Origin of the sequence: Caballeronia sp. INDeC2, from assembly GCF_023631325.1 — a bacterium.
Lineage (GTDB): Bacteria > Pseudomonadota > Gammaproteobacteria > Burkholderiales > Burkholderiaceae > Caballeronia.
In genome coordinates, this window is the sequence record NZ_JALQDG010000004.1 from 45,612 (window position 1) to 60,626 (window position 15,015).

Annotated in this window: 16 protein-coding genes; 10 read left to right on the forward strand and 6 right to left on the reverse strand. The window is 64.9% G+C overall.

Annotated features, from left to right (window positions below; all coding sequences use genetic code 11):
- Positions 1-51: 51 nt before the first annotated feature.
- The 4 genes from NCS28_RS06820 to NCS28_RS06835 form a co-directional block, all read right to left on the reverse strand.
- A complete protein-coding gene (locus tag NCS28_RS06820) occupies positions 52-366 on the reverse strand; it encodes a BolA family protein (RefSeq protein ID WP_250513102.1) in 315 nt (104 codons plus the stop codon).
- Positions 363-899, reverse strand: coding sequence for a septation protein A (locus NCS28_RS06825; RefSeq protein WP_061137468.1), 537 nt, complete (start codon positions 897-899; stop codon positions 363-365). Before NCS28_RS06825 ends, NCS28_RS06820 begins: the two co-directional genes overlap by 4 nt.
- Before the next feature lie 131 nt (positions 900-1,030).
- Positions 1,031-1,447 carry a peptide-methionine (R)-S-oxide reductase MsrB gene (msrB, locus tag NCS28_RS06830; RefSeq protein ID WP_250513103.1) on the reverse strand — a complete coding sequence of 139 codons (417 nt, stop codon included), beginning with the start codon at positions 1,445-1,447 and terminating at the stop codon, positions 1,031-1,033.
- Between the two features lie 49 nt (positions 1,448-1,496).
- A complete protein-coding gene (locus tag NCS28_RS06835; protein WP_502801158.1) occupies positions 1,497-3,089 on the reverse strand; it encodes a protein adenylyltransferase SelO in 1,593 nt (530 codons plus the stop codon).
- Between the two features lie 106 nt (positions 3,090-3,195).
- Between NCS28_RS06835 and NCS28_RS06840 the strand changes: the two genes are divergently transcribed.
- The 10 genes from NCS28_RS06840 to NCS28_RS06885 all read left to right on the forward strand — a co-directional run bounded on the left by NCS28_RS06840 (position 3,196) and on the right by NCS28_RS06885 (position 13,156).
- A complete protein-coding gene (locus NCS28_RS06840) occupies positions 3,196-4,854 on the forward strand; it encodes a 3-(methylthio)propionyl-CoA ligase (RefSeq protein WP_250513104.1) in 1,659 nt (552 codons plus the stop codon).
- A gap of 175 nt (positions 4,855-5,029) precedes the next feature.
- Positions 5,030-7,114, forward strand: a complete 2,085-nt coding sequence (locus NCS28_RS06845; protein ID WP_250513105.1) for a 3-hydroxyacyl-CoA dehydrogenase NAD-binding domain-containing protein — start codon at positions 5,030-5,032, stop codon at positions 7,112-7,114.
- Positions 7,107-7,742 (forward strand): bifunctional nicotinamidase/pyrazinamidase, encoded by a 636-nt coding sequence (gene pncA, locus NCS28_RS06850; RefSeq protein ID WP_502801159.1) that lies wholly within the window; start codon positions 7,107-7,109, stop codon positions 7,740-7,742. The genes NCS28_RS06845 and pncA overlap by 8 nt, the downstream gene beginning before the upstream one ends.
- A 15-nt stretch (positions 7,743-7,757) precedes the next feature.
- Entirely contained in the window at positions 7,758-8,936 is a 1,179-nt protein-coding gene (locus NCS28_RS06855; RefSeq protein ID WP_250513106.1) for an acetyl-CoA C-acyltransferase, read from the forward strand.
- A 70-nt stretch (positions 8,937-9,006) separates the two neighbouring features.
- Complete coding sequence (locus tag NCS28_RS06860) at positions 9,007-9,309, forward strand: Dabb family protein (protein WP_250513107.1); 303 nt, start codon at positions 9,007-9,009, stop codon at positions 9,307-9,309.
- 5 nt (positions 9,310-9,314) lie between these two features.
- Positions 9,315-9,794, forward strand: a complete 480-nt coding sequence (locus tag NCS28_RS06865; RefSeq protein ID WP_250513108.1) for a PaaI family thioesterase — start codon at positions 9,315-9,317, stop codon at positions 9,792-9,794.
- Between the two features lie 28 nt (positions 9,795-9,822).
- Positions 9,823-10,827, forward strand: coding sequence for an NADP-dependent oxidoreductase (locus NCS28_RS06870; RefSeq protein WP_250513109.1), 1,005 nt, complete (start codon positions 9,823-9,825; stop codon positions 10,825-10,827).
- A gap of 14 nt (positions 10,828-10,841) precedes the next feature.
- Positions 10,842-11,702, forward strand: a complete 861-nt coding sequence (locus tag NCS28_RS06875; RefSeq protein WP_250513110.1) for an SDR family oxidoreductase — start codon at positions 10,842-10,844, stop codon at positions 11,700-11,702.
- A 52-nt stretch (positions 11,703-11,754) separates the two neighbouring features.
- Positions 11,755-12,714, forward strand: a complete 960-nt coding sequence (locus tag NCS28_RS06880; protein WP_250513152.1) for an alpha/beta hydrolase — start codon at positions 11,755-11,757, stop codon at positions 12,712-12,714.
- A gap of 256 nt (positions 12,715-12,970) precedes the next feature.
- Complete coding sequence (locus NCS28_RS06885) at positions 12,971-13,156, forward strand: hypothetical protein (RefSeq protein ID WP_250513111.1); 186 nt, start codon at positions 12,971-12,973, stop codon at positions 13,154-13,156.
- Here NCS28_RS06885 and NCS28_RS06890 read toward each other — a convergent pair whose 3' ends face one another.
- A complete protein-coding gene (locus NCS28_RS06890; RefSeq protein ID WP_250513112.1) occupies positions 13,157-13,975 on the reverse strand; it encodes an NRDE family protein in 819 nt (272 codons plus the stop codon).
- 12 nt (positions 13,976-13,987) lie between these two features.
- Positions 13,988-14,986, reverse strand: coding sequence for a CAF17-like 4Fe-4S cluster assembly/insertion protein YgfZ (gene ygfZ, locus NCS28_RS06895; RefSeq protein ID WP_250513113.1), 999 nt, complete (start codon positions 14,984-14,986; stop codon positions 13,988-13,990).
- Between the last annotated feature and the right edge of the window lie 29 nt (positions 14,987-15,015).

Consider the following 15,015-nt stretch of genomic DNA (forward strand, 5'->3'; position numbering starts at 1 on the left):
TAAAAAGGCGAGATTCAAGAAGCAAGGCTTGGCGATGAAACGCGCGCGTGTCTATTCGAATTGTTCTGCGAACTCCTGCGGCGTATAGGCCCGGATCGCGAGCGCGTGCACGCCGCGCCGCATTTCCTCGGCCAGCGCATCATACACCAGTCGATGCCGCGCCACGCGCGCCTTGCCGGCGAAGCACGCCGCGACGATCGTCACCGTATAGTGGCTGCCGGCGCCCGCGCCCGCATGGCCCGCGTGCGCCGCGCTGTCGTCGTCGATATGCACCGACTGCGGTTGCAGCGCCTCGTTCAGACGCGCTTCGAGATGCGCGATCTTGTCCGCCGCCGAGGCGCTCGTGAAATCGAACGATGCGCTCATTGCCCATCCTCCTTCATGTACTTCGCGAGCCAGAAGCTCTGCAGGACGATGAACACGACGAGACAGCCCGTCGCGCCGAACAGCTTGAAGTTCACCCACTGATCCGTGGTGAAGTTATACGCGACGAAGAGATTCACGATGCCGAGCAGCGCGAAGAACACCGCCCACGCGACATTCAATTGTCCCCACACGCGATGCGGCAGCACGATCTGCTTGCCCATCATCGCTTCGATCAGATTTTTTCTGAAGCCGATCTGCGCGACGATCAGCGCGAACGCGAACAGCCAGTACAGCGCGGTCGGCTTCCATTTGATGAAGGTGTCGTTGTGCAGCACGAGCGTCGCGCCGCCGAACACGACGACGACGCCGAGACTGACCCACAGCATCGGATCGACCTTGCGATGACGGAACGCGACCCAGGCGATCTGCACGAGCGTCGCCGCGATCGCGACCGCCGTCGCGGTGTAGATGCCCCAGACCTTGAATGCGACGAAAAAGAGAATGATCGGAAACAGATCGAACAGAAATTTCATTGGCGTCCGGACGTGATGGGCATCGGATGGATGCGAGGCGCGCGAGAGAGAAACGCCCGCTCGAACGGAAGCGGGCGCCGGTACGGCGTGATGCACGATCGCTCCCCGAGCGAGCGTGCAGGGGCCCGCGCTTACTTGGGTTCGAATTGTAGCGCAGCCGAGTTGATGCAATACCGCAGGCCGGTCGGCGCGGGGCCGTCCTCGAAAACGTGGCCGAGGTGCGCGCCGCAGTTGTTGCACAGCACTTCGATGCGAAGCATGCCGTGCGAGCGGTCGGTTTTCTCCTGGATCACTTCGCCGTTGATCGGCTTGAAGTAGCTGGGCCAGCCGCAGCCGGCGTCGAACTTGGTGGCGGACTCGAAAAGCGGCGTGCCGCAGCACACGCAATCGTAGACGCCGCGCTCGTCGTGATCCCAGTATTTGCCGGTGAACGGGCGCTCGGTCACGGCGTGACGCGTGACCTGATACTGCATGTCGTCCAGTTCGCGGCGATAGGTGGCGTCGTCCTTTTGCAGCGGATAGCTCGTCGGGGTGTCGTCTTGGCTCATCTCTCGTTCCTTTGGTCTGGCCGGGAAGGCCTCGTATATGAGGGCGATCCTACGAAGAACAACTGACTTCGAGGTCGCTCGCCCAAGTGGGCGGCAGGCCGGCAAAGGCCTCGTAATGGGGCTGTTCGTCGTACGGATGGCGCAGCACGTCCAGCAGGCGCTCCACTTCCGAAAAGTCCTTCTCGGCCGCCTGGCGGATCGCCTGTTCGGCCAGATGATTGCGCAGCACGTACTTCGGATTCACGCGATTCATCGCCATGGCGCGTGCGGCGTCGTCGCGCGGCTCGTGCGCGAGGCGCTCGCGATACTGCGCGGCCCACGCGTCGAACGCGGCGCGGTCGAGGAACAGATCGCGCACGGATGCGTCCCGGCTCGCGTCGGATTTCGACAGCTTCGACAAGTTCCGGAACGTGAGCGTAAAGTCCGCGCGATTCGCATGCATGATTTCGAAGAGACCGTTGGCGAGCTTGTCGTCGCCGTCGCGCTCGATCTCGAGACCGAGCTTCGCGCGCATCGTCGCGACGAGCGCGGGCCCGAAACGATCCTTGTATCGCTCCATCACTTTCTGCGCTTCTTCGACCACGCGCTCGGCGCGTCCTTCCTCGGGCAGGTTCTGGCCGAAGAGCGGGACGAGCGCCTGCGCGAGACAGAAGAGGTTCCAGTACGCGACCTGCGGCTGGCGGCCATACGAATAGCGCCCCTGCGTGTCCGAGTGATTGCAGATGTGATGCGCGTTGAACGCGTCCATGAAGCCGAACGGACCGTAGTCGATCGTGAGGCCGAGAATCGACATGTTGTCGGTGTTCATCACGCCGTGGCAGAAGCCAACGCCTTGCCATTGCGCCATCAGATCGGCGGTGGAGCGCACGGCTTCGTCGAGCAGCGCGAGGTAGGGATCGTCGGCGTCGCGGCACTGCGGATGAAAACAGTCGATCACGTGATCGGCGAGCGTCCGCAGATCGTCGATGCGATCGTTCGAATAGAAGTGCTCGAAGTGGCCGAAGCGCACGAAGCTCGGCGACACGCGGGTGACGATCGCCGCCGTTTCAATGGTCTCGCGCCGCACCGGCAGGTCCGAGCCGATCACGGCGAGCGCGCGCGTCGTCGGAATGCCGAGATGGTGCATCGCTTCCGAGCACAAAAACTCGCGGATCGACGAACGCAGCACCGCGCGGCCGTCGCCCATGCGCGAATAGGGCGTGCGTCCCGCGCCCTTCAGTTGCACTTCGAGGCGCGCGCCGTCGTGCTGGACCTCGCCCAGCGTGAGCGCGCGGCCATCGCCCAATTGGCCTGCCCACACGCCGAATTGATGCCCCGAATACACGGCGGCATAGGGCAGCGATTCGCCCGGCCAGTCGCGCGTTGGATTGCCGGCGAAGTACGCGCCGAATGCATCCTTTTCAGGGCCAGCGGCGACGTGCGGATCGAAGCCGAGCGATTCCGCCGTCTCGCGCGAAAGCCCGACGAGATACGGATCGGGCACCGGCGCCGCGGGAAGACGCGTGAGAAATGCGTTTCCGAGCGCGGCGAACGAACCGGGCTCGCCGACTCGAATCGCACCGGCGATTTCGCTCATGGAACGCGCCTCGGCGGGCGTCTCGTCGCGCGCCGCGCGCACGGCATTGCTTGGGGAAAACGACATATTGAGCGCCTCTGAGTTAAACGATATTGTAATTCCGCGCCCGCGGGCCTGCAGGAGCGTGGCCCGGCCATCCGACCAGCATTCGACAGATTCGAGGACATCGCCTATGACGTCGCCGCTCTACGGCCAGATGATGGAAGTACCGCTGCTCGCGTCGTCCCTGCTGTCCCATGCCTCGCGCCACTTCGGCGACAACGAGATCGTGTCGCGCCGCATCGAAGGCGACATCCACCGTTATACCTACCGCGATTGCGAAAAGCGCGCGAAGCAGCTTGCGCAGGCGCTGACCGCGCTCGGTGTGGAGCAGGGCGAGCGCATCGGCACGCTCGCATGGAACGGCTACAGACATCTCGAATGTTATTACGGCGTGAGCGGCATGGGCGCCGTGTGTCACACGATCAATCCGCGTCTCTTTCCGGATCAGATCGCGTTCATCATCGATCACGCCGACGATGCATACGTCTGCTTCGACATGACCTTCGGCCCGCTCGTCGAGTTGATCGCGCCACAATGTCCGAACGTGAAAGGCTGGATCGCGCTCGGCGATGCCGCGTGCATCGGCGAGCATCTGTCGAACATGAGCGTGCCGGTGATGAGCTACGAGAGCCTCATCGGCGAGCAAGACGGCGACTACGCATGGCCGATGCTCGACGAGCGCCAGGCCTCGTTTCTTTGCTACACGTCGGGCACGACCGGCAATCCGAAGGGCGCGCTGTACTCGCATCGCTCGGCGGTGTTGCATGCGTACGGCGCGGCGTTGCCCGACGCGATGGGTGCTTCATCGAGCGATTCGATCCTGCCCGTCGTGCCGATGTTCCATGTCAACGCGTGGGGCATTCCCCATGCGGGGCCGCTCGTCGGCGCGAAACTCGTGTTCCCGGGCAAGGACCTCGACGGCAAATCGCTCTACGAGTTGATGGAGGCCGAAGGCGTCACGTATTCGGCGGGCGTACCTACCGTGTGGATGGGCCTGCTCGCCTACATGAAGCAGCAGAACGCGCGGTTCTCGACGTTGAAGCGCACCGTGATCGGGGGCTCCGCGTGTCCGCCCGCGATGCTGCGCATCTTCGAGGAAGAGTACGGCGTGCAGGTGATCCACGCGTGGGGCATGACGGAGATGTCGCCGCTCGGCACCTTGTCGCGCCTGAGCTTCAAGCAGAAGCAGCGCCCGCTGGAGGAGCAGCGCCGCTCGCTGGAGAAGCAGGGCCACACGCTTTTCGGCGTCGACATGAAAGTAGTCGGCGACGACGGCAGCGAACTGCCGTGGGACGGCAAGTCCTTCGGCGATCTCTACGTGCGCGGGCCGTGGGTCATCGACCGCTATTTCCGTCGCGACGACTCGCCGCTCGTCGACGGCTGGTTTCCGACGGGCGATGTCGCGACCATCGATCCGGACGGCTTCATGCAGATCACCGATCGCAGCAAGGACGTGATCAAGTCCGGCGGCGAGTGGATCAGCTCGATCGATCTGGAAAATATCGCGGTGTCGCATCCGCAGGTGGCGGAGGCCGCGTGCATCGCGTGCGCGCATCCGAAGTGGACGGAGCGGCCGCTGATCGTGGCGGTGTTGAAGCCGGGCGCCACCGTCACGCGCGAGGAACTGCGCGCGCATTTCGAGGGCAAGGTGGCGAAGTGGTGGATTCCGGACGACGTCGTGTTCGCCGAGCAATTGCCGCACACCGCGACGGGCAAGCTGCAGAAAGTGCGTCTGCGCGAACAGTTTCGCGATTACGTGCTGCCGAACGCGACGGAAAACTCCGTCTAACGTCGTCGCGCTTCCTCGTCGAAGCCCCGGTCCGCCCCATGCGGAACCGGGGCTTTTCTACATGCGCGGTCCGCGCGAGACACGCAGTCGTCTTAATTGGACGATCGTGCTTTTTTGTGTATTCTGAACGGATCAACCACAATTCATCCGATACCCGTCGGCAGGAGACACCTTCATGGCAGTGGACTACACGATCCGCGGCGGCGTCGCCGTCATCACGCTCGATAATCCTCCCGTCAACGGACTCGGGCATTCGACGCGCGCGGGCATCGTCGAAGGCATCGAGCGCGCGAACGATGCCGACGACGTGCGCGCCATCGTCATCATCGGCGCAGGCAAGGCGTTCTCGGGCGGCGCGGACATCACCGAATTCAACACGCCGAAGGCCACGCAAGAGCCGACGCTCATGACCGTGATCAAGGCGCTGGAAGGGAGCGCGAAGCCCGTGGTCGCGGCGATCCACGCGGTCGCGATGGGCGGCGGCCTCGAACTCGCGCTCGGCGCGCACTACCGCATCGCCGCGCCCGGCGCGCAAATCGCGCTGCCGGAAGTGAAGCTCGGCCTGTTGCCCGGCGCGGGCGGCACGCAGCGCCTGCCGCGCGTGGTCGGGCTGGAGACGGCGTTGAACATGATCGTGTCGGGGACGCCGGTGCCGTCGGAGAAACTCGCGCAGACCGCGCTCTTCGATGAGCTCGTCGAAGGCGATCTGCTGGAACGCGCGCTGTCGTTCGCGAATGAGGCCGCGGACCAGGGCGGACCGTATCCGAAAGTGCGCGACCGCAAGATCGAGCATCCGAACGCCGAGGGTTTCATGCAGTTCGCGCGGAACGGCGTCGCGGCGGCCGCGAAGCATTTCCCGGCGCCGCACAAGTGCATCGATGCCGTGGAAAAGGGCGTGAAGGAAGGTTTCGAGCGCGGGCTCGCATTCGAACGCGAATGCTTTCTCGCGCTCGTGCAGACGCCCGAAAGCCGCGCGCTGCGGCATGCGTTTTTCGGCGAGCGCGCGGCGGCCAAAATCGCCGATGTGCCGTCGAATACGCCCGTCAGGAAGATCGCCCAAGTCGGCGTGATCGGCGCGGGCACGATGGGCGGCGGCATTGCGATGAACTTCCTCAACGCGGGACTGCCCGTCGTGCTGCTCGAAACGAAGCAGGAGGCGATCGATCGCGGGCTCGCCACGATCCGTCGCAACTACGAAGCGCAGGTCAAGAAGGGCAAGCTCACACAGGAGAAGATCGAAGAGCGCATGGCGCTCGTTGCGCCGACGCTGTCGTTCTCCGATCTCGCGCAAGCGGACCTCATCATCGAAGCCGTGTTCGAAGAGCTGAGCGTGAAGGAGCAAGTGTTCCGCCAGCTCGATGAAATCGCGAAGCCCGGCGCGATCCTCGCATCGAACACATCGACGCTCGATTTGAACAGAATCGCATCGTTCACGAAGCGTCCGGGCGATGTCATCGGCATGCATTTCTTCAGCCCGGCCAACGTGATGAAGCTGCTCGAAGTCGTGCGCGGCGAGAAGACCGACAAGGACGTGCTCGCCACCGTCATGCAGCTCGCGAAAAAGATCAAAAAGACGGCGGTGGTGTCGGGCGTGTGCGACGGCTTCATCGGCAACCGGATGATCGAGCAGTACGTCCGGCAAGCGCTTTTCATGCTGGAAGAAGGCGCGCTGCCCGCGCAGATCGATCGCGCGATCGAGAAATTCGGCTTCGCGATGGGCCCGTTTCGCATGAGCGATCTGGCGGGCAACGACATCGGCTGGGCGATCAGAAAGCGGCGCTATCGGGAGCAGCCGGAGCTGCATTATTCGCGCATCGCGGATCACCTGTGCGAGGCGGGCCGCTTCGGGCAGAAGACCGGCGCGGGCTGGTACGACTATCAGCCGGGCAAGCGCGACGCGGCGCCGTCGAAGCTCGTGGACGACATGATCGTCGCGTATTCGAAGGAACGCGGCGTCGAGCGGCGCACGATCGGCGATGAAGAGATCGTCGAGCGCCTCGTGCTGTCGCTCGTGAACGAAGGCGCGAAGATTCTCGCGGAAGGCATCGCGGGCAAGGCGTCGGATATCGACATGGTCTATCTGACGGGCTACGGCTTTCCGCTCTGGCGCGGCGGCCCGATGCTCTATGCGGACACCATCGGCCTCTATAACGTCGAACGCGCGATGCGCAAGTACGCGAAGCAGACCAACGGCGAAGCATGGCAACCGGCCGCGCTCGTGACGCAACTCGCGCAATCGAATGGACGCTTCAATGACTGAGATGAAACCCGTTGAAGACGTATTCCTCGTCGTGGACGTGCAGTACGACTTCATGCCGGGCGGCGCGCTTGCCGTCGCGCGCGGCGATGAAGTCGTGCCTGTCGTCAACCGGCTTGGCCGCGCGTTCTCGCATGTCGTGCTCACGCAGGACTGGCATCCGCGCTCGCATGTGTCGTTCGCGGCGAATCACGCAAACCGTCAGCCGTTCGGGACGATGACGCTGCCTTACGGCGAGCAGGTGCTGTGGCCGGTGCATTGCGTGCAGGACACGCAAGGCGCGGCGCTGCATCGCGATCTGCATGTGCCGCATGCGCGGCTCGTGATTCGCAAGGGACATCACGAGCATGTCGACAGCTACTCGGCGTTTCTCGAAGCGGATCGCACGACGCCGACCGGCCTCGAAGGCTATCTGCGCAACGTCGGCGCGAAGCGCGTCTGGCTCGCGGGACTCGCGACGGACTATTGCGTCGCGTGGTCCGCGCTCGATGCGCGCGCGGCGGGCTTCGACGTCACCGTGATCGAGGACGCATGCCGCGCGATCGATCTGAACGGCTCGCTCGATAAGGCATGGCAGGACATGCGCGACGCCGGCGTGCAGCGCGTGACGTCGGCGGACATACTCAGTTAAGGCAAGGGAGACGACATGACCGATGCAGTCATCGTATCGACGGCGCGCACCGCGCTCGCCAAATCGTGGCGCGGCGCGCTCAACATGACCCACGGCGCGACGCTCGGCGGCCATGTTACGAAGGCCGTCGTCGAACGCGCGGGCATCGATCCGGCGCGCGTCGAAGACGTCATCATGGGCTGCGCGAATCCCGAAGGCGCGACGGGCATGAACATCGCGCGGCAGATCGCATTGCGCGCGGGGCTGCCCGTGTCCGTGCCCGGCATGACGGTGAACCGCTTCTGCTCATCGGGCCTGCAGACGATCGCGCTCGCCGCGCAGCGCGTGATGGCGGGCGAGGGCGATGTGTACGTTGCGGGCGGCGTCGAATCGATCTCGTGCGTGCAGAACGAGATGAACCGCCACATGCTGACCGACGGCTGGCTGAACCGTAACAAGCCCGAGATCTACTGGTCGATGCTGCAGACCGCCGAAAATGTCGCGAAGCGCTACGAGATATCGAAGACGCGCCAGGACGAATACGGCGTGCGCTCGCAGCAGCGCGCGGCGGCCGCTCAAGCCGCGGGCAAGTTCGACGATGAAATCGTGCCGATTACCGTGCTCGCCGGCATCGCCGACAAGGCGACGGGACGCATGTTCACGAAGGAAGTGACGCTCGCCGCCGACGAAGGCATCCGCGCCGACACCACGCTCGAAGGCGTGTCGAATATCCGGACCGCGCTGCCCGGCGGCGTCATCACGGCCGGCAACGCGAGCCAGTTTTCGGACGGCGCATCGGCGTGCATCGTGATGAACGCGACGCGCGCCGAGAAAGAAGGGCTGACCCCGCTCGGCATCTTCCGCGGCTTCGCGGTCGCGGGCTGCGAGCCGGACGAGATGGGCATCGGTCCGGTGTTCGCCGTGCCGAAACTCTTGAAGCGCGCGGGCTTGTCCGTCGACGATATCGGCTTGTGGGAACTGAACGAAGCGTTCGCGGTGCAGGTGCTCTACTGCCGCGACAAGCTGGGCATTCCCGACGAGCGCCTGAACGTGAACGGCGGCGCAATCGCGGTCGGGCATCCGTATGGCGTTTCGGGCGCGCGTCTGACCGGCCATGCGCTCATCGAAGGCAAGCGGCGCGGCGCGAAGTTCGTCGTGGTCACGATGTGCATCGGCGGCGGCCAGGGCGCGGCGGGGCTGTTCGAAATCGTGTGACGGCCGCGCGTCCATCGCCGCATAGGGATTTTTGCTACGCTTCAGGTCTTGCCAGACAACAGGAGTCGCCGTGCTACGTCACATCGTCATGTGGAAGCTGAAGGAAAACGCCGAGGGCGCGAGCCGCGCCGAGAACGCCGAAAAGCTGAAGGCGAAGCTCGAAACCTGCCGCAGCATCGTGAAGGGACAAGGACATTTCGAAGTCGGCACCGCGCAGCCGGGTTTCGATTGCACATATGACGTCGTGCTCGTCTCCGATTTCGACGACAAGGCCGCGCTCGAAGCCTATCAGGTTCATCCGAAGCATCAGGCGCTGAAGGACTTCGTCGCGGCGATCCGCGAAGAGCGCCAGTGCGTCGACTACGAAGTGTGAGCGCGATGTCCTCTTCCGAACCATCCGCGGGCAACGTCTCGATCGAAAGCCCGTTCATCGACGCGCTCGGCGTGCAGCTCGTCAAGGCCGCCGACGGCGAAAGCGAAGTGCGCATGCCGCTCCAGGAAACGCACATGAACACGTGGGGCATCGCGCACGGCGGCGTCACGATGACCTTGCTCGACGCAGCGCTCGCGCTCGCCGCGCGCAGTGTCGCGGGCGACGGCGTCGGCGTCGTCACCGTCGAGATGAAAGTCAACTTCATGCAGCCGGGCCGCGGCGAGTTGCGCGGCTATGGCCGCGTGCTGCATCGCTCGACGACGATGGCCTATTGCGAAGGCGAGATCCGCGACAGCGAAGGCCACTTCGTCGCGAAGGCGCTCGGCACGTTCAAGTACATGAAGCGGCTCGCGGTCGGGCGCGACATCGTCAGGCAGAAGATGCGCTCCGATCCGAAGGCGACGCCCGGCCCGAGCGACGCCTGAGTCCTCATATCCGCGAAGGAGAATCCGCATGGCAGATGCACCAATCAACCGCCAGATCCTGCTCGTGTCGCGCCCGCAAGGCGAGGCGTCGGTCTCGAACTTCAAGCTGGTCGAAACGCCGCTCGCGCCGCTGCAAGACGGCGAAGTGCGGGTGCGCAATCACTATCTGTCGCTCGATCCGTACATGCGCGGCCGCATGGACGACGCGAAATCGTACGCCGCGCCGCAACCGCTCAACGAAGTGATGATCGGCGGCACCGTGGGCGTCGTGAGCGAATCACGCAATCCGGCGTTCGCAGTGGGCGATAGCGTCGTCGGCGTGCTCGGCTGGCAGGAATTCGGCACGTCCGATGGCCGCGGTCTGAACAAGGTCGATGCGTCGCGCGTGCCGCTGTCCGCGTATCTCGGCGCGGTCGGCATGCCCGGCGTCACGGCGTGGTACGGGCTCAATCGCATCATCGAGCCGAAGGCGGGCGAGACGGTCGTGGTGTCGGCGGCGAGCGGCGCGGTGGGCAGCGTCGTCGGGCAACTGGCGAAGGCGGCCGGATGCCGCGCGGTGGGCATCGCGGGCGGCGCGGACAAATGCCGTTACGTCGTCGAGACGCTCGGCCTCGATGCATGCGTCGACTACAAGGCAGGCAATCTGTACGAAGACTTGAAAGCCGCGACGCCGAATGGCGTGGACGGCTACTTCGAAAACGTCGGCGGCGAAACGCTCAACGCCGTGCTCGCGCGCATGAACGCGTTCGGGCGCGTCGCGGTGTGCGGCATGATCTCCGGTTACGACGGCAAGCCCATGCCGATGAACGCGCCCAGACTCATCCTGACCCAGCGGCTCAAGCTGCAGGGTTTCATCGTCTCCGAACATCTGGATGTCTGGCCGCAAGCGCTGAAGGAACTGGGCGAGCGCGTCGCGACGAAGAAACTGCATTTTCGCGAGAGCATCGCCGAAGGGCTCGAGAATGCGCCCGAAGCGTTCCTCGGCCTCTTGCGCGGAAAGAACTTCGGCAAGCAACTCGTGAAGCTCGTCTGATCGGAGGAGCGCACGTGGATCGCTTCGAAGGCAAGGTCGCCGTCATCACCGGCGCGGGCAGCGGATTCGGGCGCGAGTTCGCGAAAGAAGGCGCGGCGCTCGGCATGAAGCTCGTGCTCGCCGATCTCGACACCGCCGCACTCGATGCGACCGTCGACGCGGTGCGCGCGGCGGGCGGCGAAGCGATCGGCGTCACGACGGACGTATCGGACGCCGCTCAGGTCGACGCGCTGGCGCGCGCATCGCTCGATACGTATGGCGGCGTGCATTTGCTCTTCAACAACGCGGGCGTCGGCGCGGGCGGCTTCGTGTGGGAGAACGGCGCGAACGACTGGCAGTGGGTCTTCGGCGTGAACGTGATGGGCGTCGCGAACGGACTGCGCGCGTTCGTGCCGGTCATGCTCGAACAGAACGAGCCGGCGCATATGGTCAACACGGCGTCGGTCGCGGGCCTGCTCGCCGCGCCCGCGATGGGCGTCTACAACGCATCGAAGCACGCGGTCGTCGCGCTGACCGAGACGTTGCACCACGACTTGCGGCTCGCGGGTGCGTCGCTGATCGGCGTGTCGCTCTTGTGTCCTGCGTTCGTGCCGACCGGCATCGCCAACGCCGAACGCTCGCGGCCCGAGACGCTCGCCAACGAAACGCCGCTTACGGCATCGCAAAAGCTCGCGGCGCGGCAACTCGCGCGGGCGGTGGAAGGCGGCAAGCTGTCCGCGCGCGATGTCGCCGTGCTCACGTTCGATGCGGTCCGCGAGGGGCGCTTCTATGTCATCACGCATCCGAACATCATGGCGTCGGTGCAACTCCGGCTCGACGACATCGCGCAACTGCGCAATCCCACCGACCCGATGTCGCTGAAACGGCCGCGCTGACGGTGCGCGGTTCGTGGCATCATCGTGTCCCTTTTTGACGCTCATATCGCCGATGCCGCTCAATCCGAAGATCGCGCAAATCCTGGAGATGGTCGCGCGCGCGAATCGACCCCCGTATCACACGCTCACGCCGCAACAAGCGCGCGCCGCGTACGCGATGAGCGCGCAAATCCTCGATATCGCGCCGCTGCCGATGTTCAGCGTCGAAGACCTGCGCATTCCCGTACGCGACGGCGAAACGATCGGCGTGCGCATCTATCATCCGGTCGAGCCGAGCTGGGCCGCGCCTGCCGCGGCGCTCATGTACCTGCATGGCGGCGGCTTCACGGTCGGCAGCGTGTCGACGCATGACGCGCTGTGCCGCAAGCTCGCGCACGACGCGGGCTGCGCGGTCGTATCGGTCGATTACCGGCTCGCGCCCGAGCACAAGTTTCCGGTCGCGGTGAACGATGCCTTCGACGCGCTGCAATGGCTCGCGCGCGAAGCGTCGACGCTCGGCATCGATCCCGCGCGGCTCGCGATCGGCGGCGACAGCGCGGGCGGCACGCTCGCGATCGGGTGCGCGGTGCTCGGGCGCGATGTGGGCATCGATTTGCGGCTGCAATTGCTGATCTATCCAGGCACGAGCGCGTGGCAGAAGAGCGCGTCGCATGCGCGGCTCGCCGAGGGCTATCTGCTTTCCGGCGAGACGATTCAATGGTTCTTCGCGCAATATTTACGCGACGATCGCGACCGCGACGACTGGCGCTTCGCACCGCTCGATGCCGCGGGCGGCGTGCCGGACTTCGCGGGCGTTGCGCCCGCGTGGATCGCCGCGGCGGATCATGATCCGCTTTACGACGAGGACATCGCATTTGCCGCCGTTCTCGAAAAGGCCGGCGTGCCGGTCACGCTCACGCGCCATGAAGGCATGATCCACGAGTTCTTCAAGATGGGCGGCTTCGTGCCGGAAGTCGCAAAGGCGCATGCTGAAGCGGTGAGGGCGTTGCGGGCGGCGTTCGGCGCTTCGTAGCGGCCGAAAGACAAATGAATAAAATCCGAATTTCCTTGCGAATGGATTAGTCCTTTCCAAAGTGTCAGGATCGGTTCGACGCAAACGAAGTCGAAAACATGTCAGACCGATATGGGCAGAACACGGTATTCCGCGCAGCCCTTCCTGTCGAGGTCAGAAGACATTTCGCTGCTCTTTAACGGCAATACTCTGATGATGCATGGACCGCACGGCCGGTCCTATTTGGCGGTGTCGGGCCGTCCGAGCCGAGGCAAGTTTGATTATTCTTCAGGGCGATTCGAATGCGAGTCTGAACCAAACCTATGGCGACGGTCCGCCGTACTACGCACGCACGATGAACCTGGACAAGTGGACCGATCCGCTACCGGTGCTCGCAGCGATCGGTGCCATGACTGTCCTGCTCATCGCCGTGGTCGTGTATGTGGCGCGACGCAATCGCTGATCACGTAAGCTCGAACGCAAACGCCCGCTCGAACGCCCCCGGCCGCACGATCCGATGCGAACCGTCATCGTCGCTGCGCTCCTTGATTTCCAGCGATAACCCACGCGCCGACGGATTCACACGCAACGCCGTCGTGCTGCGCGTCGCGTAATCGGGCGTTTCGATGAACGCCGCCGACAGCACGCGCTCCCGCTCGATCGAGATTCCCGTCGACGGCAAATGTTCGTCGTTCGCCATGCGCGGATCGCGCAATGTGTCGATGAGCACGTCGAGCGACGGGCGTTCGTCGGCGTGAATCAGGTCGCACAGCGCCTCGCGTTGCGCGACGAGCTTCGGCCAGGGCGTATTCAAGAGGCTATTGGATAAGCCGTGCACGCCCGCGTCGAGCAACGCGGGCGGCGCATCGGCGCGATTGCCGTACCAGCCGAGTTCGCGCCGCGTGAAGTCCGCGCACAGCAGGTTGAAGCCGTTATATCGATGACCTTCGCGCGCCACGCGCTGGAGATAGTCAAGCGGCGCGACACGGTCGCCCGCGAGAAACGCGCTCACGAGCGTGCCGCGCGTCGGCGCGTCCGGCTTCAGGTCGCCCGGTGCGCGATAATTCGTCAGCGCAGCGAAACGGCCATCGCGCGAGACGCCGAGCCACGTTCCGCCGCCCGTCAGATCGCGGCCCGCGAGGACGCCGGGCGCGTCGTGCCACCAGTGCATCGGCTCGGCGTCGCGGCGCAGGAATTCGTCGCGGTTGGCCGAGAGCGTCAGCAATGCGCGGCCGCTTCCCTCGGAAGCCGCGGGCTGCCAGTCGAAGACGATCAGACACATGCGCGCAGAACCTCAGGCGTCGGCGGGAAAGGCGTAGGGCAGCGGCACGAAGACGAGCGCGGGGCCATCGGCGGCGCCGACGTGCACCGAGCCGTTGTCAAGCGCGGCGAGCTTGATCTCCACGAGACAATCGACGCCGCCGTTCTCGCCGGGCGCCACGTTGACGACGAGCCCGCACGGCTGGCCGGGATCGTCGGAATGAAAGAGCTCGGCGCCGGGCAGGACGGAATCGGCGCCGGTATCGACGTGCGCGAGCGCCGTGCGCCGCTTGATCGTGCCGCGATACTGGCTGCGCGCGACGATCTCCTGTCCCGGATAGCAGCCTTTCTTGAAGTTCACCGCGCCGAGCACGTCGAAGTTCACCATTTGCGGGACGAACTGCTCGACCGTCGCGTGCGTGATGCGCGGCTCGCCCGCGTGGATATCGAGCCAGTCCCACATCTGCTCGGGCACGCGCTTCAGTTTTTCGTCGAGTTGCGCGCGTTGCGCCTCGACATCGGCCTTCGGTCCGACCCAGAGAAAACGGGGACGATGCGCCGCATCCGGCACGCGGATCAGCGCGCCGTGCGGGCCTTCGACTTTCACGTGCACGCCGTCGGGCAGCGCATCGAAGATACCGGAGAGCGCCGCGCGCACGTCGCCCGCGAAGCCGATTGCCGCGACTTCGGCGGTCGCGTCGCTGAGTTTCGCCTTCGAGCGCAGCACGAACATCGACAGGCGTTTCTGCACGGCGGCCTGCACGTCCCGCGCGATTAGAAGACGCACCGCGTCGGCCGTGCGCCACATCAGGAACGAGCCGAGCAGGCGGCCCTTCGGCGAACAATAGCCGGCGAGGCGCGCTGTCGACGCATCGAGATGCTGGACATCGTTCGTGATCTGGTTGTGCAGGAACGAGGCGGCGTCCTCGCCCTTGACGTCGATCACGCCGAACTGGGTGAGCGGCATATAGGCGCCGGTGGTCTTGACGGCGTCGAAGTCTGAGGCGGCGAGGGCGATGGTCTGGGAATTCATGAGCGGGCGGGCTGTCAATCCTATCGTTT